Below are 23011 nucleotides of genomic sequence, written 5' to 3'. Positions count from 1 at the left end.
GCCTCCTACTATTTATTAAATAGAGCATAGTCTCTTCAGCTCACCGTCCTTGGACGCTCCATGCGCGTTACACCAGGGAATCGGAAGGAAGCCCATTCCGGCAAATGTTTATCAATTCGCGCAACCAGCACCGTCATATCATCAACAATATCACCGTCATGATAGCGAACGACCTTCTCGAGCAAAGCATCCGCCATCTCTTGCGGTTCATCCGTTTCCAACTCACTAATGATTCGCTTCATCCAGAGCTCCTTATTTACCGCATGACCGGGCGCATCATATATCCCATCGCTCATCATGACCAGCGTGTCACCGGATTGCATTTGCATGGAAATAAAATCGACGTCTATATCCTGCAGTATACCGATTGGCAAATTATTCGCCGTCACAGGTATAACCTCATTTCCTCTTTTGATAAAGCTAGGCGTTGAACCGATTTTCATAAATGTCGTTTGCGCCGTATACAGATCAATAATTGCCAAATCAACGGTAGCAAACATTTCGTCAGATGATCGCAGCAGCAGTACCGAATTAACGGACTTCACAGCTAGCTTCTCATCCATTCCTGATTGCAGCAGCTGCTGCAAAATAGATAAAGCCGTACTGCTCTCTTGCCGCGCTCGCTCGCCATTGCCCATCCCATCACTTATGGCAACCGCAAACTTTCCATTTCCAAGCTCCACCGTACTAAAGCTGTCTCCCGATAACAGATCTCCTCCCTTTGCTGCACCTGCAATACCGGTTTCAATTTCATACTGCTTCGCCGAACCGAATACGACGAGCGTTGGATCGCCGCTTTTGACTGGTGCGGTTTCCGACTTAACGGCAATATGCTCTCCCAGAATATCGCTAAGTAGCGGCGCAATTATTTTACGGCATTCATCATATCCTTTCCCAAAAGAATGATAGACCTCTATATCTACATTTCCCTCCTCTAAATTCACAATATCAATACCCTGAATAGATAATCCCAGCCCTTCTACCACCTCTCGAATTTGCTCCTCTTGCAAATGCAGCGTTTGCCCTTCCCGCTTAATTTCTTTCGCTAAATCCTCCATGACCTGCGATACGCCCTGCAATTGGTCTGCAACAAGTTGACGAGAGTCGTATATTTGCTTCTTCCAGTGCATATTATTTTGATAAAGCTCGTACTGCTGACTCATGTCACTCAGTACCTGCGTGGATTTCACGCAATGAGCCGACCAAGAGCGCGGTATTTCTTTCACTGAGGGAACACGGTTCTCTTCTACAGTGGTCATCATATCAGTCATCATTTTATACGTATGAAAAAACTTATCCTCCCAGCAAGCATTTTGCCGATGGCAGCTGGCGCAGCTTTTCTCGGCGACCGCATTCATAAAGTGGCTGATCTCATCCTCTCGTTTCATTTTGGTCACACCAGCATTCAACTGACCAAAGCTGCGGGACAGCTGGCGGAACACCTCTGAATATTGCGATACGCGGTCAGCAGTTACCTCACGCACCCGTTTGGCATACTCATGCTGTGATTTAGCATGCTCATTGGTGCCCGGCACATATCTTGAAATGGTACGAATCATGCTGCGAGGCGTCAGCATCAACAGCGTAGCAGCTGCAACAGACTCCCAAGTCGAGCTCATAACATCGGCTTGACTGCCTACATAGATGGATAATATCGAAGTGCCAAGCAACATTCCGAACGCAGCAGCCATTTTTCCGCCGTCACGCAGCAGTCCCGCAAGCAATCCTGCAAAAGCAAGCAGGCTCATCTGAACGACCGCCCCAAAGTCCGCCAAGCTTAGAATGAGTCCTGCAACGACACCTACAGAAGCACCCAGAGGCGCACCGCCTGCCAATGCAAACAAGAGAAGCATATAGCGCGACATAATATGCTCAGCCGACATACCGTAGACCAACCAGCCAACTGCCCCTGTCATGACCGATGCAAGTAGAATCATTAAACATATAATTTCTTCATTTTTGAGAGAGGCTGATTTCTTCGTCATCGTCAGCACCGGAATCGCTTGGATGAACACAAGAGTAAGTACAAAGCTTAATGCAGCTTCAACCACAACGAGCATAAAGTTATACCAGCTTAGCTGATCACCAATGAATACGTTGAACAGCTGTACCAGGAGTGTCGATGTGAAGACTAGAATCGGCGCCGTAGACAACTCCGCTTTCTCATACGCCTCAAGCCCTTTTAAGATAAGGAATAGTACAGCAATCTCCATCGATATCCATACAGGTGCGGGATCGGCCGCCAGCCAGCTGCCTGCAACGAGTGTGATAGCCACCCACGGATAAATATCTCGCCTCATAAAGTAAATGACCCCAAAATAAGCAATGGCAAATGGCATTAGCGACTCCAGTATGACTGCTCTGCCAAGTAGGAAAGCTACTCCAACTAATAGAAAAGTCCACTTTTTAGCCATAATAACTTGAATGAAGCGACGCGCTGCCGCCCATTCTCGCCCCTTCTGCATAACTGCCTTAGCTAGATTTGTCCGTTTTATATCGGGAAATATAACTGCGTTTTCCTTTTCCACAAGCAGACACCACCATTTCCGAATGTAATGTGTTTTTCATTATAGGAGCATGTCCGTATGAAGTTTGTCAGTTAACGGAAGGGTGTCAAATATTTTTTCCGACAAAAATAATGTGCCTTGCGTTGATTGTCAGCTTGTCCTTAAATATATACGCCATATAGGTTTATGCCAGCTCCACAGGCATTTACCTCCTATAAATTGGCAACAAAATATGTGCTTCTATTTCTGATGCTTTTAGCGAATGTACGTTGTAACCTGTCGGGAATGATGGAGGATCGGGGAAAAGTATTTTTTTCTCAAAGGAGAGCGACATGAAAACGACATGTACCATTGCAGATAGGGACTTCCCGGTGTATTCGGCAGCATTCACCTAGGCTTCGCGTCCCTCTTCGACAGTTTATAGTAAGCGTTTCCAAAATAATCAAAGGAAAGCGTCCGCAAAAATGCAAAAAAAGCAGAACCTCATCGGTTCTGCTTCATGTATGAGTTTTATGATGATCCAGCTTATACTCGCTTGGCACCGCGTCCGCCGCGTTTGCCCTCCGTATTCTTCTTCAAAGAGGAGATGCGTTCTTCGCTGTCTTTCAGGAAACGTGACACTTTATCCTCGAATGACGGTTTACCGTATGCCGGTCTGCCAGACGATTGCTTGTTGAAGGGACGTCCGCCTCCGCCACCACCGCCTCCGCGGTTGAAACGTTCTCCGCCACCACCACTACCGCCAGTGCTTCCGCCTCCGCCGCTTCCACCGCTATGACGCTCGCGTTGTTGTGGCGCTGGTTGACCTTCCGGCCGGTCAATGGCTTGCTTAATGGAAAGTCCGATCTTTCCGTCTTTGTCCACGTTGATCACTTTCACTTTGACGACATCGTCGATCTTCAGGTGATCCTTCACGTCTTTGACGTAATTATCAGCAATTTCCGAAATGTGAACAAGACCCGTGACACCTCCCGACAAGTCGACAAATGCCCCAAAATGCGTAATGCCTGTCACTTTTCCCTCTAACTTAGCGCCCACTTCAATTGCCATAAAATAAAATGTTCCTCCCTAAAAGTTATGCGAAGCAAAACCGAATGAATAAGCATATGCTAAAAGTTTTGCGAAAACGCTATTAACGTGATTATAACCGAACCGTTCAAGTAAGGTCAACAGACGTTCACCCGAATTGATGCCCTATTTAGTCACTGAAAATTTGTTGCTCGCCCTTCTTCACCATGCCTTGCTCTTTGGTTGCGAGCTGTTCGATATATTCTTGATCGTTTAAACGTTCAATCTGCCGTTTAAGTGCATTCGTTTCTTTCGTTGAAGCAGCAAGCTGCTCTTTTATCGTAGATAGCCGGATGCTTGTTGCATCCTGCCGCTGCATTTGGCCATAGAATGTATACCCCGCCCAGCCCATAAATAGGACAATGAACAGCATCCATAGCTTAAACCGGCGTTTGGTGCCAGAATTCCCATCAGTCTTATTTACAGCAGCAGTCTTCATGAGCGGTGTTACCTCCTAAACCATTTGCTCCACCATTGAGCAATTACTAGTCCCAGCTTATTCAACCTCTCGGCAACTCGCCATTTGATCATGTAAGGCGACAGCCATCGACCGATCGGACGAAGGACTGGCCTAACCATCCATACCAGCAGTTTCCAAAAAGGACGAACCAATTGTATCACAATCTTCAAAAGGAAAATAGTGAATGCAGACCCAAATCCTAAAATAACCATAATTACCCTGTAGAGCAGCAAAATCGGCTTCACAATGAGAATATCCAAACATTTGAGCACAAAGCTGATTATTGCTCGGACAGCCCTAATGAACCATTTTACAATGCTGATAACAAGCTTGCTGAACAAAAAATAATAGATCGTGACACCGACAGCTAGTCCGATAAAAACGTACGCTCGCACCTCGCCATTGTTGCTGGCGTACAACACTCGAAAAACGATCAGCGCTGCCGCCATCCAATAGATGACGTCCAGCACAGGCAGCCACCAGCGCGGAAATTTCAATTCATTCGATACGACTCGATAGCCATCGAATACAATGCCCATTCCAAGGCCGGATAATAACATAGCTGCCATAGTCACCCATTGCATGCTCAGCGTCACTTAAATAGCTTTCCGAGGAGCCCTTTTGATTTTGACGAGCCGGTGTTTCCATCCAAATAGGCGAGCGAATGGACGAGCCCTTCAATTTCTACCAGTCCCTGTTCCAGGCTTAGATGCTTCATATGCAGATTTTGGCCCTTCACAGCTAAGAAACCAAGCTCTGTTTCAAGTAGAAACTCCTCACTGTCGAAGCTCTCCACGTTCACAACCCCGGTAAGCTCCAGCAGTTTTCGATTTATCATTTTGACTTCCTGACGCTTCTGCCCTTTTCCTTGGTCAACCATAGACTCGTCCCCCGCTTCGTTAACATGTCTATCAATAGCTTATGGCGGTTGGACGAGGTTTAGAACAAGTGTTAATGGACATTAAATGAGCATCAGAGAAGCCAGTAGATTTTAATTTGTAAAAGCACCCTTATTAATTAAACAAAAAAAATAGTTTTGAAACTCTCTTAGCTATAAAAAAAGCTGCCCGCAAGTATAAATCCTGCGGACAGCCCTGTTGTTATTTCTTTTGTTCCCAGTCGAGATCATTCTCTCTTGGGCGTTGTTCTTCTTTCACCAAGGTATACAGCTCTCCGGCTTCATCCTTACGAGTCGTTTCCGCAATGCGCTCAACACGCACGGTAACGATCTTTTGTCCGTATTGGATTTGGAGCTCATCTCCGACTTTGACAGCACTGCTTGCTTTCGCTTCGCGGCCGTTGATCCATACGCGCCCTTGCTCGGATACATCCTTCGCAACCGTACGACGCTTGATCAGTCGAGATACCTTAAGAAATTTATCTAGTCTCATCAGACTATTGGATAGCTTCTTTCAACTTGTTACCAGCTTTGAAAGCAGGAACTTTTGCTTCCGAGATTTCGATTGGAGCGCCTGTTTGCGGGTTGCGGCCAGTGCGTCCAGCGCGTTTACGAGTTTCGAAAGTACCGAAGCCGATCAATTGTACTTTATCTCCACCAGCAAGTGCGTCTGTTACTTCGCCCAAAAATCCGTTAAGTACTGCTTCTACGTCGCGTTTAGTCAAACCGCTTTTTTCTGCAATGTTGTTGATCAAGTCTGTTTTGTTCATTATAAAATCCTCCTAATTTGTGTACCGTTATTTGTGGTCGACGCTTGTAACGCCGCCTTTGTTGGAAATCTTTACTCGTACGAGAATACTTATTCTGCTTACAAGCAAATAAATCCTGCCGCTAATTGAAATTTTTTTGCGAATAGTGCTGAATAAAGGCGTTTTGTGGCGGATAACTGGTTAAGATTGGCGTTTTGCTTCTTCCCACCAACGATCCATTTCTGTTAAATCAGTCTGGTCAAATTGCTTACCGCTTATACGAAGCTGCTCCTCAATATACGCGAATCTAGTACGAAATTTTTTGTTCGTACGAGTCAGCGCCTCTTCTGGATCAGCATGAATGAAGCGTGAAGCATTAACGACTGCAAACAATAGATCGCCAAGCTCTCCAGCTTGTTCCTCTTGAGATTGGGTAGAAATAGCTTCGCGAAGCTCTGCCAGCTCTTCCTCAATTTTATCCAATACCGGTCCAAGCTCGTCCCAGTCAAAACCAACCTTAGCGGCTTTTTTCTGAAGCTTATAAGCTTTCATAAGAGCAGGCAGATCTGGCGGAATGCCGTCCAGCGCAGATTTGCGGTTGACGTCGGTTCCATTCAACCGTTTCTCCTCGGCCTTCATTTGCTCCCAGTTGCCAAGCGCCTCTTCGGAGTTGCTCGCATTCTGATCGCCAAATACATGTGGATGGCGGAATACCAGCTTCTCATTCAGTGATTGTATCACATCATATACAGAGAATGCGCCTGTTTCCTCCTCCATTTGGCTATGAAGCATAACTTGGAGTATAACATCGCCGAATTCCTCCTGCATGGCATCGGGATCATCATTGTCAATTGCTTCAAGCGCTTCATACAACTCTTCGATGAAGTTCTTGCGAATGGATAGATGCGTTTGCTCGCGGTCCCACGGACAGCCCTCAGGACTTCGAAGGATAGAAACGATCTCATGCAGTCGTTCAAACGAGCGATTGCGCAGTGCCGCATCATCCGATCGCGGCACCCAAATAAGCGAGAGATTGCCGTAGCCTGGTGTGCGATCAAGCTCATACAATGGTACTCGAATAATCTGTTGTTCGCCAGCTACGCCAAGCGCATGACCGACAACAACCTCATAATCATCCGGATAACGCTCCATAAGCGCGAGCTTTACATCGGAAGCCGTAAAAGCATCATACACCTGACCGATAAGCGTATGAAGCTGAGGCTGCAGCAGCGAAGGCTGAAGCTCTGCGGCATCCAGCAGCGCAAAGCCCTCGATTGGATCAATGCCGAGACTTATAAATGCTTGATCGAGGAAGCTCTCACCGCCGATGATTTGCAGCTCGATTCCCGCTTCAGCACACTGTTCGCGCAGCAGCTGAACCGTTCTCTCTGCGACCATTGGATGTCCAGGGACGGCATAGATGAGCTGCCCATTTTCGGAATTTAGGCTGAGCGCCTCCGCTATCAATGCTTCTGCTATAGCTTTGTAAACATCCGGGAATGAAGCATGCTCCTCGTATAGGGAATCAAAAGAGGTATAGGCGATGCCATTTTCCTGCAAAATCGACAAGGCGGGATGCTGTGCTGTGCGGACGAATACACGCTCTGCAGCTTGCAGTCTGCGCCACACGCCCAGTGTCAGCTGATCCGGATCACCGGAGCCGAGCCCCACGATCGTTATATTCGGGATTGCCATGTAACACAAGCCTCCTCAAGAATCATTTTGAAACAGAAAACATTATGCAGATATAATCTTATCACCAGCATAACTGCAACTGAGGCTAATTAAACCTACCCGTCACTAAGAACAGGTGGTAGTGTAGATCGATAGAAACGTAGAGACGATCAACGAAAAACCCGATATCAATTTTTCTGTAAAAAGTAATAATGGACCAAATCGCCAAAAACTTCAATAAGTTATCGCAAAGATGTCATAAAAATATCAAAAATTAATCTTAATTATCATAAAAGGCGTGAATTGCGGTGCATGTTTCACGGTTTCATGAGTTAGCAAGCAGCTTACTTTCCTAAACTAGTTTAAGTTTTTCGAATAGAGCTAGTTTCTAGCTCTATTTCTCTGAAACTAACCTAATTTTGCGGATTAGAGCTAGTTTCTAGCTCTATTCGGTTCAGTTATCGTCGTATGAGCTCATTTCCGCCACTTCAGCCTAGAATAGAGCTAATTTTTAGCTCTATTTCTCTGAAACTAACCCTGATTTGTGGAATAAAGCTAGTTTCTAGCTCTATTCGGTTCAGTTCTCATCGCATGAGCTCATTTCCGCCACTTCTGCCTAGAATAGCGCTAATTTTTAGCCCTATTTCTCTGAAACTAATCCTGATTTGTGGAATAGCGCTAGAAACTAGCTCTATTAGGTTCAGTTCTCGTCGTATGAGCTCATTTCCGCCACTTCAGCCTAGAATAGAGCTAATTTTTAGCTCTATTTCTCTGAAACTAACCCTGATTTGTGGATTAAAGCTAGTTTCTAGCTCTATTCGGTTCAGTTCTCGTCGTATGAGTTTATTTCCGCCACTTCAGCCTAGAATAGAGCTAATTTTTAGCTCTATTTCTCTGAAACTAACCCTGATTTGTGGAATAGCGCTAGAACCTAGCTCTATTAGGTTCAGTTCTCGTCGTATGAGTTTATTTACGAGTGCTAAGCGAGCTACTGCTTGTCCTCAACTGGCGGAATAAGCCGCCAGCGCTGCAACCGAGCGGCCAACAAATTGCCGCCCGGCAACGCGCGCAATTCGCGCGCGCTAATGGCGCCGCCGCGCAATGCCGCGGCACCGAAGGCGCAAGCGCCGACGACTACGCACGTCAGCGCAAGCGCAGCTGCTGCCGCCCGTGGCGGCAGCCCGCCGAGCGCGACGCTGAGCACGCGCCCTAGAATCACCAGCGTCGCGGCCATTACCGCGAGCGCAAAACAAGTACCCCAAAACGCACGCCACGTTGCGTTCTTCCGCCCTCGGTCTTCTACTCGTTCCGTCACCCGCTCCTTACCTCCGCCACCAAACGCAGCACCTGAGGCAGCGGCCGTATAACGCACTGCAAGCATCCCTAGAAGCGCGGCTGTGCTAAGCGCAATAATACCAGCAATCGCAGCGCCCTCGACTCCGTAAGAGGGAACTAGCACGAGATTAAGCACAGCCTTTAACAGCGCTGCTATAAGCAATAAAACCACTGGGGTGCGTACTGCACCCAGTCCTTGAAGAACTGGTGCAGTAACTGCATTAACACTCCCCGCCAATGCCGTACAGCCAACAAGGGCAAATGCAATCGTGCCTTTTGTATCGGCATACAGCATCACATTAAGCGGCTCCGCTAGGAGCACCAAGCCGACACTAGCTGCTGCTCCAATCGCCCAAGCCGCGCGCTCCGTTATGGACAGATGAGCCCGCAGCTGTCCATAGGCTCCGCGCATTCGAGCAAGTGCAATTCCCGGCACGAGTGCTGCCCCAGCAGCCCCCGCCACCATCACCACTAGCTGCACAAGCGGCTGTGCGCGGCTGTATATGCCAAACTTTGTCATAGCGGCAGCCTCTGTTAACCCGCCAACCTGCAATAATCGCGGTACCGTAAATGAATCAACAACGCCAAGCGCAGGTACGACAATCGCCCCGAGTGCAACCGGCAGCGCAATTACGGCAAGCTTCTTCATTTCTGCGGAAATAGCACCAGGTAAATGATTCAGTCGCTCCTTTTTCCGCTTCCTCCAAGCATAGCCTGCTAATACGAACAAAGAGGCAGCTGCACCCACTGCCGATCCGCTCATTACTCCAGCAGCTACCGATTCATCTGCCCAGCCAGCCGACCAGCTCATAGCCAGCACAAATAACATAATAGCTACGCGAACCAGCTGTTCGACAACTTGTGAGGCGCCCGAAATCCCCATCCGTCCTAGGCCCTGCATATAGCCGCGTAGCGCTGCAACAAATGGAGAAAGCAATAGCGCAACCGATACGGCCCGAATAGCATTCATCGTCTCTGTATCGCCTATCCAGCGAGATACTTGACCAGCTCCTGCCCACATCCAAGCGAAAGCAAATATGCCCGTTATACCAAGCAGCAACAACGCTGCATACAGCGTTCTTCTAACACCAGCTGAGTCCTCTCCTTTGCGCAGTCTCTCCGCGATCAAGAGAGATACCGCCGTTGGCAGCCCAGCAGTGGCTAACACGGCAACCATCTGATACAACGGATATACGGCATTATATATACCAAACACGCGGTCACCCGCTAAATTTTGCAGCGGTATTTTTTGAAACACGCCAATTAACTTAGACAAAAGAGCTGCCCCAGCCATAATGACAACACCGCTCATCCATATCCGTTTCGAGCTGCGTGGCTCATCCCTTCCTGTGAGCTCTTTACTCCCAGAATACCTCTTATCCACTTCAACCTCTTGTACGCTGCTTCCGAGCTCTCGCGGCGTCCCCTGCCGATGACCCTCCGGCTTACGGTTCATCCTGCCACACTCCTGCCTGTCCATCGATTTATATTGGTAATAGTATACCTCACAATCGCAAACGTGGAAAAAGCTTCCTCAATCAAGATTGCTCTTGATCAAAGAAGCTGTACTAATCCATGTATTCTTTGCTTACGTTTCTCAGCTGCACCTACTGCTCCATTTGCTTAGCTAAAAAACCTGCTGCTGTTTCAGCCATTTTCGTTTCCATATTCGCCATTTTCACTGATTCATCCTTGCTAAGTAGAACGACCGTCCCGATGGGATCGCCGCCTGAAATGATAGGTGCGATAACAAAGGAAGTGTATGTTTCTTGCACATCCTTTATAATTTCGAATGCTCCGCCATTCATTTCAGTATGCGTCTTGCGGTTTTCCATAGCGCTTTCCAGAACCGTTCCAACTCCCTTATCAAGCAGTTCTTTTTTAGATGCGCCAGCTACCGCGATTATGTTATCCCGATCCGTTATCAAAGTAATATGATTCGTACCCTCAAATAAGGACTCCGCATATTCCTTAGCAAAGTCACCAAGCTCACCGATAGGAGAATATTTCTTCAAAATAACTTCGCCATCACGATCTACAAATATTTCTAGAGGGTCTCCCTCGCGAATACGCAGCGTACGGCGGATCTCCTTCGGAATTACTACACGCCCGAGATCATCGATGCGCCGTACAATTCCAGTTGCTTTCATTTCATGTTGCCCCGCTTTCCTAGAGGATTTTGAATCGACTGGATTCATGCAGTTTCTTTATAAAGAGGAAAGATCCTTCAAAGATTTTTGAATCTGACCATAGTATTCATCCGCTCCCAGATTCTTATGCACGAACTGAATTGTGAGCTAAATGCTCCTTTTTCTTCTAAAAATCACGGTCGGTCACGCCATCTTCCTTTGTCTTCCAAAATATGTGATTCTGAACTGGAGCTGTTCTTTCTCATCAGCCTCCATATGTGCTGAGCTGCCTCCCTCACCGTTTTCGGCCTAAGAGCGTCAGCTCCATCCAATAAACGAAAAGGACGAACAAGTCGAGGCAAATGCAGATCAGCTTTTAAAATTAAATCATCCTCAAACAGAAGGTCTACCGTACCCTCTGCAAGCAGATTTCCACTCTTCAATAACAGCACACCATCCGCCCATTCTGCGGCGAAATCAACGTCATGCGTTGCTACGATAAGTGTCATTCCCCCATCATGCATCGATTCCAACAAGGCCTGAAGATCATCACGACTTTTCGGATCAAGAAAAGCCATCGGTTCATCCAAAATAATAATTTCAGGCTCCATCGCCAGCACACCGGCTATCGCCACTCTTCGCTTTTGCCCATAGCTCAGCTCGAAGGGAGAACGCCCGCGCAGCTCCGACATATTGACTGCTATAAGCGCTTTATCCACTCGCTCCCTTACTTCCTCTTCACTTAAACCAAGGTTACGGGGGCCAAAAGCGATATCTTCCTCCACGGAAGTGGAGAAAATTTGATCATCCGGGTCCTGATATACGACACCGACTCTGCTTCTCATCCGTTTGCTGGACTGCTCGGTCATTTTTTCACCAAGCACGTAAACTTCGCCTTTCACTGGCTTCTCAATACCATTGAGCAATGCAATAAGCGTCGATTTCCCTGCACCATTTGGTCCCATCAATACAACCTTCGTGCCCTGCTCTATTCGAAAACTAATATCGTCTAATGCAACGGTATTTCCGTAACGATAGGTCGCATGCCGTACCTCGATGGCTGCCTCTCGCTCACCCTTCTCCAGCATTCCCCGTTTCCTCCTTTTGCTTGCATTCATGTTGTCCTTTCTTGCCTGGCCCGTTAACTCGAGCCTTCTTTGCCCGTCCTTCGTCAGTAGAAGCCATTCCCCAAATCCGCCTCGGGCGCTTATTGATCGATAAATACGCTGGCTCCGCTCCATTGCCCGCAAAAACAATACACCTAGCAGCTCTCCAAATCTTTTATATGCTTCACGGCTCCACAGCCAGCCCTCCACTCGCAAACCCCGCGATCGCTGGGCTTTGAGCATGCTCTGTGCCTCTTCCTTCAACAGATAAAAATAACGCATCATTAAGCTGATAATCTCGATCATAATGGCAGGCATGCCTATCGCACGCAAGCTTTTTATCAAAAGAAACAAAGGGGTTGAACAAATGAAGTAGGTAATAAGCAGATTGGCATTTATAATTTTCAGCAAAATAATTTCTGCATGACGCATGCCCTCACTCGTTGCCGAATAGCCGAGCACTTGAAACAACGTTTGACCAGGTATCTGAAAAGGGATAAACAAAATTGCTCCCAGCCCAAAGGGCACAATAAGCAGCATTCTCTTCATAATGATTCGAATAGAAATGCCTGCCCATAGCAAACTGAACAGAAAAAATCCTGCTGCCCCGGTGAGAGCTGCAGGATGTCGAAAGAACATGATCGATATAAGGATTCCCAAGACAAGCAGCAATCGCCGCTTCGCTCTTTGCAAGGTGGGTTGTTTGCTCTTGTCTTGACTATAAAGATCCTGATCCTTCTTCATAATCGGCTCCAGCATCCTTGCCCCTCCTCTTCCCTGTCAGGCCCCGTAATAATAACCAAAGAATGACTATCATGACGACTGAGCCAATAACGCCCGCCAAACCAACGCGCAATGCCGCCCACGATATACCAGCTACCTCATAATCCGTAATAGGAGCCCATTTATACAATGTCCCTGCCTGCTTCAAAAAGCCATGATCCTCGGCTACCCGCTCTAGGCCATCTGGATGCGGCGATACCCATGGCGACAACAATCCAGCAGCCAGTAAGGTAAGAGCGAGAAGTCCTAACCATTTTCGCTTGGAAGTCGTTAACGACACCTCATTCATGAGCGAACGCCCCCTTAACGGTTGAAGTGCTGCGTTCAAGCAGATAACTGCTAACCAGAGCAGTAAGAAGCCCCTCGCCCAGTCCAATTAACATATGCCAGCCAACCATGGCCTTGAGCGCCATTCCCAGCTCGAACGTTCCTGACCAAGCCAGCAGCAGCCCTACCCCTGCTGAGGCACACACGATAGAAAACCAAGCAGCACCAAACGTAATTAGGAATCGAGCTTTACCTCTTAGCAGCTTCATTCCAGCCCTGTAAACACCATAGCCGACAAAGCATCCAATAAATCCAGTACATAGGATATTGGCTCCAAGAACCGTAATTCCCCCATCTTGAAAAACAAGCGCTTGAATAATAAGAACAGCTGCTATTACGATAGTTCCAATCCAAGGTCCAAATAATATGGAAGCAAGCGTCCCCCCTAGAAAATGGCCTGATGTTGCTCCGGCAATGGGGAAATTTAACATTTGAGCAGCAAATACGAATGAACCAATAAGAGCGACCATAGGAACCTGTTTCGTTGAGAGAGTCAATTTCGTTTTATGCAGACTGTATGAAACAGCTGCTGCACCAAACGCAGTCGTTGTAATCCATATTTTTGCGTCTAGAAACCCATCAGGTATATGCAAAGAAGATCAACTCCTCACTCGTAGTGTTAGGTTATGTAACTTGATTATTTTACCTTATTATCAATTAATGTCCACCATTCGTCAATACAACGAAGGGAGGTTTAGCATAAATATTTTGCCCTTTAAAGGCACTGTACAAATGTGGATTCTCATATAATCCCTTGCTTCACTTCACATCTCAAACTATTGTCTATATATTCGGCTTCACATGTAATCTTCCATATCGATTGATTTTCCCCAAGAGAAACGTGAACCCGTTTATGACTGATCCTAGTTAGTGTATCGCTAGACACTTTGTTTCCACCGTCATAAAACTTAACATTTATCGATGTATATGATGAGTTATGTGAATCTCGTTATTTACGCGTTAGTTTCCATTACATTATTTACAAAAAGAAAAGGATATGATATATTTTATTAAATTACGTAATTACGTAGTTAAATAATTTGAGAGATGGTGTAACGGATGACGACAAGAGATTTTGGCGCCGAGCTCGATCAGTTGAAAACGCAAATGGATGAGATCAAACGTTTAATCGAGCCAATCCGGAATCAAACCCCTTCAAGAGCCAGCAATAACGAAACCATTCTTATTGATAACAAAACCATTTCTACTGATTATTCAACCGATGAGCTCGGCAGTATTTTTTATTCGGGTCAGTATCGCAACGAATCCTTTCGATATCGTTGGGAACCGCAAGAGAGAACAGTCTCTCAGCTTTTAGAGCTGGACGGGGACAAGGCTTCTAAGGTACTGACTGCTCTCGCTCACCAGCAGAGATTGGATATCTTAAGAAGTGTGTTGAAGCAACCCCTTACAGGAGCTGAGCTCGTTGAACAGCTAAACATGGGGACTACAGGCCAGCTTTACCATCACATTAAGGCATTGCTTGGCGCTAACCTTCTTGTACAAGAAGAACGCGGCGGTAAATACACCATCCCCTCCCAGCGCTCATTACCGCTTCTTCTGCTGCTAGCGTCCGCATCTGATTTGCTTGATACGAGTGATTTCATTGCCTTATCTGAAACGAAAAAGAATGCAGGTGATTATTTAGGCGATACCCCAGACCACTACGACCCTCATCACCTTCTATACGCAGTTATTGAAAACACAATTCTTGAGCACCAAGCAGGATACTGCAGTGAGATTGCACTATTTCTACACGCTGATAACAGCATTACCGTAGCTGATAACGGACGAGGAATTCCTGTTCAAGCGCTCCCAGGCAAAACAACTACACGAGTACAATCCGTTCTCACCGATCTCAGTCATTACAGCACCGGCGTCTCTTTCCTGGCACCCGGAAGTGAAAAAGGAATTACTATGGCAGTCGTTAATGGTCTGTCACAAAAGCTTTCTGTGGAAGTACGCCGCGATGGCAAAGCATTTCGACAGGATTATAAACATGGCATACCGCAAACTGATTTATTAACAATAGGAATCACTCAGGAGACCGGAACAAGCGTAACCTTTGCTCCAGACAATGAGATATTTGGCTTTTCTTTTGACAAGGCAGTAATAGCCAAACACATTAGCGATATTTCAGCAGCCTACCCCAAGTTAACCATTCATTTTCGTGCAGATGCTGACGCTAAATAAACAATCATTGGCCTGGCCAAACTTCATTCAAAAAAAATACGACCTCACTCACACCAAACTCATAACAGAGCACAATAATAAACGCCCCGGCCCGGGTTCAATTCCGGTTCGGAGCGTTTATACATTTTTTCACTTCATCGTTCCCGATTCTCGTTCAAAGGAAACTAACCAATCACCTTGAATAGCAGCATAGCCGCGGTCCCCTTCGACTACGAGACCGTATAAATTTTTGACATCGAGATATTCTTTCCGCTCTCCATTATCAAATTCCAACGTGATGTAATAATACGTTCTAGAAGAGGAAGTAGGGTGCATGACTCCATCACCATGATTGTGATGACTCGAATGATGGCGAACTTCCATACGCTTGGTAACAATACTGGCATATGCAGATTCTCGCGGGGAACGCGAATTTTTGACATAACGCGCACCGTTTGAAATAATTCCGACGATGACGATAACGAATACAATGACAATAAGAATAGGAACAATTGTAAACATGATACCAAAGCCTCCGCCCGTCGGCGGCCCAAAATTAAACATAGGACACACTCTCCCATCTTTCTTGTCTCGTGTCTATGTTTACGAATGATCAGCCCATTTTGTTTCATATATTGTCAATATAGCCCATTATATTCATTTTATTTTGTAGTATGCTTCCCATATTTAGACGACAGAGGGAATTGTCCAATCACCTCATACATTGGCGAATCATGCATATGGGTTCGCATGAGCACGAAGGAATCCACATCCCAATCCGAACCGATCGGCGCTGCCCCGACCTCACTGCTTCTAATCCAATCCTCTATTCCCGTGAAATCCTTACGGTTCTGGGCAGTCGTATCATTACCCCCAGCAAACCCTCTTGCCAATGTAATATGCGGTGAATAAGGACGATTCTCCGCCTCAAAACCCAGTGAGCTCATCGCTTCCGTTACCGCTGTCCGAAGCATATTTAGACACTCAATCTCACCGTTTACAGCCGCCCAGAGTACACGTGGTGCCTTTGGCAGCCCGAAAGTGCCAATCCCATTTAGCGATAATTTAAGAGATTCAGCGCTAACAGCGGACAAGATCGTTCTCAGCGCATCAAGCCTCTCGATAGACACATCACCCAAAAACTGCAGCGTAATATGATAATCACTCGGATGGGTCCATTTTCGAAAGGGAAGCCCTTGTCGTTGTTCACTTATCCAGCTCTTCAGCTTATCGGCAGCATGATCGGGTACTGGAATAGCGATAAACAAACGCATAGTGTCATTTTTGGAATCCGGCATTACATATCCCCCTTTATCGATTTACTTTGTCATTATGTAGGTTTTGATACCAAAACATTCATACTGTGTTTAAGATCCTTGGCTCATGCAACAAAACTACCACAGTACATACCTATAAAATAAAAATAGCCAAAACACCCCGCTTTCACAATGGGATGCTTTGACTTAATGCTTATTCATTACTATTTCCCCTATAACCAATAGGCTTATACGGTCAAATATTTACGTATGGTCTCATCGTCCAGCTGTTCCAGACCGCCCTCCCACACCACCACACCTTTATCCAGCACATAGAAGTAATCACCAACACTCTTCACGAAGTCTAAGCTTTGCTCCACCAATAGAATAGCTGTCTTGCCGTCTGTTTTAATAGAACGAATCACATCCCTTATATCATCAACGATGGATGGCTGTATCCCTTCACACGGCTCATCAAGCAGCAGCACTTGGGGCTTTGAAGCCAGTGCACGGGCAAATGCTAATTGCTGCTGCTGTCCTCCGCTCAGATCCCCGCCTCGGCGAGTATACATTGTGGGTAGCACTGGAAATTTGGAAATGGCTTCATACGGGATTGCGTTCACTTTGACTGAGGAAGCCTCAAGCCCCAGCAATAAATTTTCATATACGGAGAGCTGAGCAAATATTTCACGACCTTGCGGCACATAGCCGATCCCGCTTTTCGCCCTTAAACCCGGGGATTTCTTGGTCAAATCCGTCTCATTATAGGTTACAGATCCGCCCCGCGCCTTCAACAGTCCCATTATGCTTTTCATCAGAGTTGTTTTGCCCACTCCGTTTCGACCAAGCAAACATACTACTTGCCCTGTCCTCACTTTTAACGATACATCTCGCAAAATAATGCTTTCCCCGTAACCCGACTCAAGCTGTTGAACGGCTAGCATCCGCATCCCGCCTTTTCCCCAAATACACCTCAGCAACGCGATCATCGCGCTGCACCTCATCCATGGAGCCCTCCTTCAACAGCTTTCCCTCATGCATGACGGTCACTTTACTTGCGAAGTTTCGAACAAACTCCATATCATGCTCCACCACAACAATTGATCGCTTGCGGGCAATATGGTGCAGCAGTTCACCTGTCTTATCCGTTTCTTTATCGGTCATGCCTGCTACTGGCTCGTCGAGCAGCAAAATTTCCGGTTCCTGCAGCAGCATCATGCCAATCTCCAGCCACTGCTTCTCACCATGAGACAACCCGCCTGCCCGACACTCTCTCTTGCTCTGCAGTCCGATCATCGTAAGCTGATGATCCATTCTCTCACGCTCATCATCGACCATTTTTGCGAATAATGTGGCAAAAACAGTCCTTTTCTGACGCATTGCAATTTCTAAATTTTCCGCAACCGTCATAGTAGGAAAAATCGAAGGCGCTTGAAACTTGCGACCAATACCAAGCTCGGCAATCTGATGCTCCTTTTTTCGCGTAATATCCACCTTGCCGCCAAATGTCACACTCCCCCTCGATGGTCTCACTTTTCCGCATATGACATCCAGCATCGTCGTCTTACCCGCTCCGTTGGGACCGATGAGAAAACGCAGCTCACCCTTCTCCAGCTTCAGATTCATTCCTTGAATCGCCTTAAAGCCATCAAACTCCACTGTCACATCATCACACTGCAGGATTGCGGACTCCTTCATGCTTTGATTCCTCCCTTTTTCTGCGGAATTTCAACTGACTAAATAAACCGGCAAAGCCCTTCGGCATAAAAACAACCACGACAACAAACAGCAGCCCCATAAAAAATAACCAGCCTTGCGGATAAGCCGTACTGAATTCACTTTTTGCCCAGTTCATGAGAATAGCTCCAAGCGCCGCGCCGATAAGCGTGCCTCTTCCACCGATCGCCACCCAAAGAACCATTTCAATAGAAGGAACTATCCCCATCATCGATGGGGATATAATGCCAACATGCAGAACGAACAACATACCGGCAACACCTGCAATAGCCGCTGATATCGTAAAGATGACCATCTGATAAATGGCAGGATTATAGCCAATGAACCGCGCACGATTCTCACCATCTCGAATGGCTCGCAGTACCTTGCCAAAACGACTGCCGATAATAAACCGACAAAAGATGAAGATCATAAATAACACAGTAACAGTTACAAAATAGAGCGCCCTCTTTGTATCGGGAGAACCTAATGAAAACCCGAGCAGCGTTGAATAGCCTGTAACGCCGTTCGTCCCCCCTGTGAAGGCCTGCCCGCCAATTAATAGTGTTGTTGTAATAATAACGAGTGCCTGAGTCAGAATCGTAAAATAAACACCGCGAATTCGATTTCGGAATGTAACATAACCAAGTACAAGCGCCAAGAATGCAGGCATCGCTACCCCCATGACAATCGCAAATCCAAAATTCTGAAAGGGCTGCCAGAACAACGGGAGTTCCTTCAGCCCGCTCCAGCCCATAAAATCCGGCGGCTTTCCACCGCTTGCTTCCAGCTTTAAGTACATCCCCATGGCATAAGCACCAAGACCAAAGAAAATACCATGCCCTAAGCTTAATATGCCTGTGTAGCCCCATATTAGATCAAGCCCCAGCGCCACTATAGCGAAGGCTAGAAATTTCGCCAATAAGCTAAGCCGAAAGTCGCTAATAAACAGCGGTGCCGAGAATAACACAGCTGCCGATACGGTGTAACCGATTAAAATCCATATTCTTTTAGGAGTAAGCTTTTGCAATCGTAATCGCATGCGCATTCCACCCTTCTTTGAATCTGCTCAGAGGAATCATAGGGTCTTCTCTTAATCCAGTGATCGCGACCGCATCGCTACAAGCCCCATTGGCTTCCACTGTAAGAAAGCAACGATACAGACGAACACAAGCACTTTACCAAGGGAAGCATTCGTCCAGTATTCAAATAATGTATTGAACATACCGATGCCCATTGCTCCTAGCACGGTTCCAATAAGCTTCCCAACTCCGCCAAGCACAACAACCATAAAGGCATCAACGATATAATACGTGCCTAGGGAAGGACCAATAGGCCCAAGAAGCGTCAAAGCACAGCCAGCAATCCCGGCAATACCCGAGCCGATGGCGAAGGTCATTGCATCTACACGACGCGTTGATACGCCCAAACATGCGGCCATATCACGGTTCTGCATAACGGCACGCATTCTTCTGCCTTCATGACTGCGATAAATGTAGAAATACATAGCAACTAAACAAGCAATCACTAGCGCGATAATGAATAGCCGTTTATAGGGCAGCAATGTTCCATCCATTATTTTGAGACCGCCATTCAACCAGGACGGACTCGTTACCGCCACGTTTGGTGCTCCAAAGATAGAACGCGCAAGCTGTTGCAGCACCAATCCAACTCCCCATGTGGCAAGCAAGCTATCCAGCGGTCTGCCGTATAGAAAGCGAATAAGAGATACTTCTAATATAAGACCGAAAATATAAGCGATAATGAAGCTAGCCGGTACGGAAAGTACGAAATACCAATCGAACATCGATTTTGGAAGGTAGTCATGAAATAGATTTTGCGTCAAATAAGTGGAGTAGGCCCCAATCATAATAAGCTCACCATGCGCCATATTAATGATCTTCATAAGTCCAAATGTAATAGATAGACCTAATGCAACCAGCAATAATATTGAACCTATACTAAGGCCATTAAAAATCTGAAGCAGAAATACCTCCATAGAACCGCTCCCTTCACTGGAAACAAAAGAGGAGTATTCGAAGCATTCGAATACTCCTTCATACTTAGCCGCTTAGCTTATAAACCACAATTTGCTTATTTATTATTCCGTAGGTTGAATGCTAGCCGCCCAAGCGTAGCCCTTTAAATAAGGGTCTGGCTTAACCGCTTCACCCGAATTCCATAATTCCTTAAATTGGCCGTCCGCTTGCACTTCACCAATTCGAACGGTTTTATAAATATGCTGAGTAGCACCGTCAATTTTCACTTTGCCCTCTGGTGCATCCCACTCCAGCTCCTTGGCCGCTTCCTTCACTTTAGCTACATCAGTAGAACCCGCTTTCTCCACTGCTGCTGCCCACAAGTATACAGCTGTGTAACCAGCCTCGATTGGATCAGCTGTTACGCGATCTTCCCCATACTTCTTTTTGTAGTTTTCAACGAAGGTTTTATTGGCTGGCGTATCTGTCGTTTGGTAATAGTTCCATGCCGTCAAATGACCCTCCAGTACATCGACACCTATTCCACGAATTTCTTCCTCTGCAACCGATACGGATAGAGTCGTTAAATCTTTAGCTGTAATGCCTGCATCTTTTAACTGTTTGAAGAAAGCAACATTACTGTCACCATTCAGGGTGTTATATACGATATCCGGTTTGGCTTCTTTAATTTTGCTGATTAGTGTACTGTAATCGGTGTGAGCGAGCGGTGTGTACTCTTCTCCTACCAGCTCGCCGCCTTCAGCTTTCAATTGTTCTTTTATTACGAGGTTTGCAGTGCGAGGGAATACATAGTCTGAACCTAGTAAGTAAAATTTCTTGCCCCGGTTTTCAAGCAGCCAAGAAACCGATGGAACGATCTGTTGGTTCGTTGTCGCTCCTGTGTAGAAAATGTTTGGTGAGGATTCTAGCCCCTCATATTGAACGGGATACCAGAGAAGACCATTTAATTCTTCAAATACCGGCTTCATCGCTTTTCGGCTGGCAGATGTCCATCCGCCAAAAACCGTTGCGACTTTATCCTCCGATAAAAGCTTGCGAGCCTTCTCCGCAAATGTAGGCCAATCAGATGCCCCGTCTTCGATAACAGGCACTATCTTTTTGCCAAGCACGCCGCCTTTAGCATTGATTTCATCTATTGCCATCAGTTCCGCATCGATAACTGATACCTCACTAATTGCCATTGTGCCGCTCTGAGAATGCAAAACCCCTACTTTAATTTCCCCCTCTGCTGAGCTTCCTGTATTTGCTGTTGCGGTCTCCTTGTTACCCGCATTGTTGTTCGTCCCACAACCCGCCATTACCATAGTGAAAACCACTAGCAACAAGCTAAATTGATAAACAAACTTCTTTTTCATTTGCCCACTCCCCAGTTCCCTTATATTTTCTCTATAATTCCGAACATTTTACTGGAATGTTATTCCATTGTTCGTGTCATCATTATAGAATACCCTTATTTTGTATGTCAATATAGTTTACACCAAATTTTGTAATTTTATTTTGTTTTGGGAAATGCGTAGTTTTACAGGGTTTAATCTCATTTTCGAGTTAGATATATTAACATTTATCTCTCGATCCTTCTTATATGATTCAAAGGAATATTTTATGTTAGATAAAGTAACTCGATACAAATAAGATGATTGGATTAGAACGACAAAAAACCCCTTTAGCCTCATAGTGGCTAAAGGGGTTTAAACGTAAATGCTTATTTCGTTGCTGGTGCTTCAGTTGGCGCGTCTGTTGCTGGCGCTTCATCTCCAGCAGGAGCATCACTTGCTGGCGTATCACTTGCTGGTGTTTCCTCTTCCGCTTTCGGAAGTTTAGACACAATCTCCAGCTTCGGAAGCTCGTCCGTCATAAATGTAGTCATATGGTTATTTGCAATAACGCTTTTGATTTCATCCTTCTGTGCATCTGTTCTTTTGTCCAGAGGCGTGTTTTCGCGCTTCTCAACCAAAATCACATGATAACCATATTCCGTTTCAACCGGATCACCGATCACACCAATTTCTTGCTTGTAAGCAGCTTGTTTGAATTCTTCAACCCAAGTGCCATTTCTTTTATCTGCATACAGTCCGCCTGTTTCTTTGGAACCTGTATCATCAGAATACTCCTTAGCAATTGCTGCCCAGTCGCCGCCTGCTTCAAGCTTCGCTTTCACTTCTTTCGCTCTAGCAAGTGCTTCCTCTGCTGTACGAAGCTCCTTTTGCTCTTGCGAAGATAGATCCGTGGTCGCTACTAGAATGTGACGAACAGAAACGATAGCATTGTCTACCGGGTTCTTCTCAATTTCTGTTTTCAATTCATCGTCTGTTACCAACGAGTTCATGTGTGCAACAACTGTTGTGCCTAGAGATAAATAATTTTCCATATCTTTGTCTTTCAATTTCTTCTCATCTATCACAGCTTTCAAATCCGAATTGGATTTCAGCGCCGCTTTATATTGCTTCATTTGCTCATCAATATCTTTTTGTGCTGCCTTCTTCGTTTCTTCAGAAGCTTGGCTGTTCAGTACTTTGTAAGCAATGTACTGGTTAAGCAATTGCTCTTTGAATTGCGGGATCTCAATAATTTGCTCATAAGAAGGCTGCATAACCGTGAAAACAGCCAAATACTTATTGAACTCCTTATCCGTAACCGTACCGCCCTTATAAGTTGCAACATCTGTTGTCTTCGCGCCGCATGCTGCCAAGGCCATGACAAGCACTGATGCTACGATTAGCATTGCGCCTTTGCGCCATGCTGATTTACGTGAACCGTATAACATGTAGAATCCCCTTTCATCTTATAAACTTGCTCTTATTGTATCAGAAAAGGGTCGCTGAAAGCGAATC

22 protein-coding genes are annotated in these 23011 nt (G+C 46.1%); 1 reads left to right on the top strand and 21 read right to left on the bottom strand.

Annotated features, from left to right (window positions below; all coding sequences use genetic code 11):
• Positions 1-35: 35 nt before the first annotated feature.
• The 13 genes from spoIIE to AC0YOD_RS27465 all read right to left on the bottom strand — a co-directional run bounded on the left by spoIIE (position 36) and on the right by AC0YOD_RS27465 (position 13629).
• Positions 36-2528, bottom strand: a complete 2493-nt coding sequence (gene spoIIE / locus AC0YOD_RS27525) for a stage II sporulation protein E (RefSeq protein ID WP_475802543.1) — start codon at positions 2526-2528, stop codon at positions 36-38.
• A gap of 504 nt (positions 2529-3032) precedes the next feature.
• Complete coding sequence (locus AC0YOD_RS27520) at positions 3033-3557, bottom strand: S1 domain-containing RNA-binding protein (protein ID WP_475802542.1); 525 nt, start codon at positions 3555-3557, stop codon at positions 3033-3035.
• Positions 3558-3705: 148 nt separating this feature from the next.
• Entirely contained in the window at positions 3706-4014 is a 309-nt protein-coding gene (locus AC0YOD_RS27515; RefSeq protein ID WP_475802541.1) for an FtsB family cell division protein, read from the bottom strand.
• 8 nt (positions 4015-4022) lie between these two features.
• Positions 4023-4619 (bottom strand): spore cortex biosynthesis protein YabQ, encoded by a 597-nt coding sequence (yabQ, locus tag AC0YOD_RS27510; protein WP_475802540.1) that lies wholly within the window; start codon positions 4617-4619, stop codon positions 4023-4025.
• Between the two features lie 8 nt (positions 4620-4627).
• Positions 4628-4915: a sporulation protein YabP gene (gene yabP, locus AC0YOD_RS27505; RefSeq protein ID WP_475802539.1), complete on the bottom strand. Its 288-nt coding sequence runs from the start codon at positions 4913-4915 to the stop codon at positions 4628-4630.
• Positions 4916-5135: 220 nt separating this feature from the next.
• A complete protein-coding gene (locus tag AC0YOD_RS27500; protein ID WP_475802538.1) occupies positions 5136-5426 on the bottom strand; it encodes an RNA-binding S4 domain-containing protein in 291 nt (96 codons plus the stop codon).
• 4 nt (positions 5427-5430) lie between these two features.
• Positions 5431-5703 (bottom strand): HU family DNA-binding protein, encoded by a 273-nt coding sequence (locus tag AC0YOD_RS27495; RefSeq protein ID WP_053373361.1) that lies wholly within the window; start codon positions 5701-5703, stop codon positions 5431-5433.
• Positions 5704-5883: 180 nt separating this feature from the next.
• A complete protein-coding gene (gene yabN / locus AC0YOD_RS27490) occupies positions 5884-7377 on the bottom strand; it encodes a bifunctional methyltransferase/pyrophosphohydrolase YabN (protein ID WP_475802537.1) in 1494 nt (497 codons plus the stop codon).
• Positions 7378-8344: 967 nt separating this feature from the next.
• Positions 8345-10147, bottom strand: coding sequence for a putative polysaccharide biosynthesis protein (locus AC0YOD_RS27485; protein ID WP_475802536.1), 1803 nt, complete (start codon positions 10145-10147; stop codon positions 8345-8347).
• Between the two features lie 151 nt (positions 10148-10298).
• Positions 10299-10841, bottom strand: a complete 543-nt coding sequence (spoVT, locus tag AC0YOD_RS27480) for a stage V sporulation protein T (RefSeq protein WP_475802535.1) — start codon at positions 10839-10841, stop codon at positions 10299-10301.
• 173 nt (positions 10842-11014) lie between these two features.
• Positions 11015-12685: a cobalt ECF transporter T component CbiQ gene (gene cbiQ / locus AC0YOD_RS27475; protein ID WP_475802534.1), complete on the bottom strand. Its 1671-nt coding sequence runs from the start codon at positions 12683-12685 to the stop codon at positions 11015-11017.
• On the bottom strand, positions 12645-12998 hold the full coding sequence (locus AC0YOD_RS27470) for a PDGLE domain-containing protein (RefSeq protein ID WP_475802533.1): 354 nt from the start codon (positions 12996-12998) through the stop codon (positions 12645-12647). Before AC0YOD_RS27470 ends, cbiQ begins: the two co-directional genes overlap by 41 nt.
• Complete coding sequence (locus AC0YOD_RS27465) at positions 12991-13629, bottom strand: energy-coupling factor ABC transporter permease (RefSeq protein WP_475802532.1); 639 nt, start codon at positions 13627-13629, stop codon at positions 12991-12993. The genes AC0YOD_RS27470 and AC0YOD_RS27465 overlap by 8 nt, the downstream gene beginning before the upstream one ends.
• A 466-nt stretch (positions 13630-14095) precedes the next feature.
• Here AC0YOD_RS27465 and AC0YOD_RS27460 point away from each other — a divergent pair, with 466 nt between their 5' ends.
• The gene (locus tag AC0YOD_RS27460; RefSeq protein WP_475802531.1) at positions 14096-15229 is read left to right on the top strand and encodes an ATP-binding protein; all 1134 of its coding nucleotides are present in this window, start codon (positions 14096-14098) and stop codon (positions 15227-15229) included.
• 129 nt (positions 15230-15358) lie between these two features.
• Here AC0YOD_RS27460 and AC0YOD_RS27455 read toward each other — a convergent pair whose 3' ends face one another.
• From AC0YOD_RS27455 to AC0YOD_RS27420, 8 genes are all read right to left on the bottom strand, one after another.
• Entirely contained in the window at positions 15359-15772 is a 414-nt protein-coding gene (locus tag AC0YOD_RS27455) for a DUF2500 domain-containing protein (protein WP_475802530.1), read from the bottom strand.
• A gap of 98 nt (positions 15773-15870) precedes the next feature.
• Positions 15871-16506 carry an RNA 2',3'-cyclic phosphodiesterase gene (gene thpR, locus AC0YOD_RS27450; RefSeq protein ID WP_475802529.1) on the bottom strand — a complete coding sequence of 212 codons (636 nt, stop codon included), beginning with the start codon at positions 16504-16506 and terminating at the stop codon, positions 15871-15873.
• 206 nt (positions 16507-16712) lie between these two features.
• Positions 16713-17408 (bottom strand): urea ABC transporter ATP-binding subunit UrtE, encoded by a 696-nt coding sequence (gene urtE / locus AC0YOD_RS27445; protein ID WP_475802528.1) that lies wholly within the window; start codon positions 17406-17408, stop codon positions 16713-16715.
• Positions 17386-18162 (bottom strand): urea ABC transporter ATP-binding protein UrtD, encoded by a 777-nt coding sequence (gene urtD, locus AC0YOD_RS27440; protein ID WP_475802527.1) that lies wholly within the window; start codon positions 18160-18162, stop codon positions 17386-17388. Before urtD ends, urtE begins: the two co-directional genes overlap by 23 nt.
• The gene (gene urtC / locus AC0YOD_RS27435) at positions 18134-19222 is read right to left on the bottom strand and encodes an urea ABC transporter permease subunit UrtC (RefSeq protein ID WP_475802526.1); all 1089 of its coding nucleotides are present in this window, start codon (positions 19220-19222) and stop codon (positions 18134-18136) included. The genes urtD and urtC overlap by 29 nt, the downstream gene beginning before the upstream one ends.
• Before the next feature lie 51 nt (positions 19223-19273).
• Complete coding sequence (urtB, locus tag AC0YOD_RS27430) at positions 19274-20179, bottom strand: urea ABC transporter permease subunit UrtB (RefSeq protein ID WP_475802525.1); 906 nt, start codon at positions 20177-20179, stop codon at positions 19274-19276.
• Positions 20180-20281: 102 nt separating this feature from the next.
• Positions 20282-21535: an urea ABC transporter substrate-binding protein gene (urtA, locus tag AC0YOD_RS27425; protein ID WP_475802524.1), complete on the bottom strand. Its 1254-nt coding sequence runs from the start codon at positions 21533-21535 to the stop codon at positions 20282-20284.
• A gap of 347 nt (positions 21536-21882) precedes the next feature.
• Entirely contained in the window at positions 21883-22944 is a 1062-nt protein-coding gene (locus tag AC0YOD_RS27420; RefSeq protein ID WP_475802523.1) for a peptidylprolyl isomerase, read from the bottom strand.
• Between the last annotated feature and the right edge of the window lie 67 nt (positions 22945-23011).

The sequence above is a fragment of the Paenibacillus sp. J31P13 genome (assembly GCF_056269295.1).
This window is presented reverse-complemented; position numbering and strand designations above follow the sequence as displayed.

What these genes read in the sequence shown, in the direction of transcription:
- AC0YOD_RS27460 (WP_475802531.1), top strand. Translation starts at nt 14,096, where the DNA reads ATGACGACAAGAGATTTTGGCGCCGAGCTCGATCAGTTGAAAACGCAA.
- AC0YOD_RS27495 (WP_053373361.1), bottom strand. Translation starts at nt 5,703, where the DNA reads ATGAACAAAACAGACTTGATCAACAACATTGCAGAAAAAAGCGGTTTG.
- urtA (WP_475802524.1), bottom strand. Translation starts at nt 21,535, where the DNA reads ATGAAAAAGAAGTTTGTTTATCAATTTAGCTTGTTGCTAGTGGTTTTC.
- urtD (WP_475802527.1), bottom strand. Translation starts at nt 18,162, where the DNA reads ATGAAGGAGTCCGCAATCCTGCAGTGTGATGATGTGACAGTGGAGTTT.
- urtE (WP_475802528.1), bottom strand. Translation starts at nt 17,408, where the DNA reads ATGCTAGCCGTTCAACAGCTTGAGTCGGGTTACGGGGAAAGCATTATT.
- yabN (WP_475802537.1), bottom strand. Translation starts at nt 7,377, where the DNA reads ATGGCAATCCCGAATATAACGATCGTGGGGCTCGGCTCCGGTGATCCG.
- thpR (WP_475802529.1), bottom strand. Translation starts at nt 16,506, where the DNA reads ATGCCGGATTCCAAAAATGACACTATGCGTTTGTTTATCGCTATTCCA.
- AC0YOD_RS27470 (WP_475802533.1), bottom strand. Translation starts at nt 12,998, where the DNA reads ATGAATGAGGTGTCGTTAACGACTTCCAAGCGAAAATGGTTAGGACTT.
- AC0YOD_RS27520 (WP_475802542.1), bottom strand. Translation starts at nt 3,557, where the DNA reads ATGGCAATTGAAGTGGGCGCTAAGTTAGAGGGAAAAGTGACAGGCATT.
- AC0YOD_RS27455 (WP_475802530.1), bottom strand. Translation starts at nt 15,772, where the DNA reads ATGTTTAATTTTGGGCCGCCGACGGGCGGAGGCTTTGGTATCATGTTT.
- urtB (WP_475802525.1), bottom strand. Translation starts at nt 20,179, where the DNA reads ATGGAGGTATTTCTGCTTCAGATTTTTAATGGCCTTAGTATAGGTTCA.
- urtC (WP_475802526.1), bottom strand. Translation starts at nt 19,222, where the DNA reads ATGCGATTACGATTGCAAAAGCTTACTCCTAAAAGAATATGGATTTTA.
- cbiQ (WP_475802534.1), bottom strand. Translation starts at nt 12,685, where the DNA reads ATGCTGGAGCCGATTATGAAGAAGGATCAGGATCTTTATAGTCAAGAC.
- spoVT (WP_475802535.1), bottom strand. Translation starts at nt 10,841, where the DNA reads ATGAAAGCAACTGGAATTGTACGGCGCATCGATGATCTCGGGCGTGTA.
- yabP (WP_475802539.1), bottom strand. Translation starts at nt 4,915, where the DNA reads ATGGTTGACCAAGGAAAAGGGCAGAAGCGTCAGGAAGTCAAAATGATA.
- AC0YOD_RS27420 (WP_475802523.1), bottom strand. Translation starts at nt 22,944, where the DNA reads ATGTTATACGGTTCACGTAAATCAGCATGGCGCAAAGGCGCAATGCTA.
- AC0YOD_RS27500 (WP_475802538.1), bottom strand. Translation starts at nt 5,426, where the DNA reads ATGAGACTAGATAAATTTCTTAAGGTATCTCGACTGATCAAGCGTCGT.
- AC0YOD_RS27485 (WP_475802536.1), bottom strand. Translation starts at nt 10,147, where the DNA reads ATGAACCGTAAGCCGGAGGGTCATCGGCAGGGGACGCCGCGAGAGCTC.
- yabQ (WP_475802540.1), bottom strand. Translation starts at nt 4,619, where the DNA reads ATGCAATGGGTGACTATGGCAGCTATGTTATTATCCGGCCTTGGAATG.
- AC0YOD_RS27515 (WP_475802541.1), bottom strand. Translation starts at nt 4,014, where the DNA reads ATGAAGACTGCTGCTGTAAATAAGACTGATGGGAATTCTGGCACCAAA.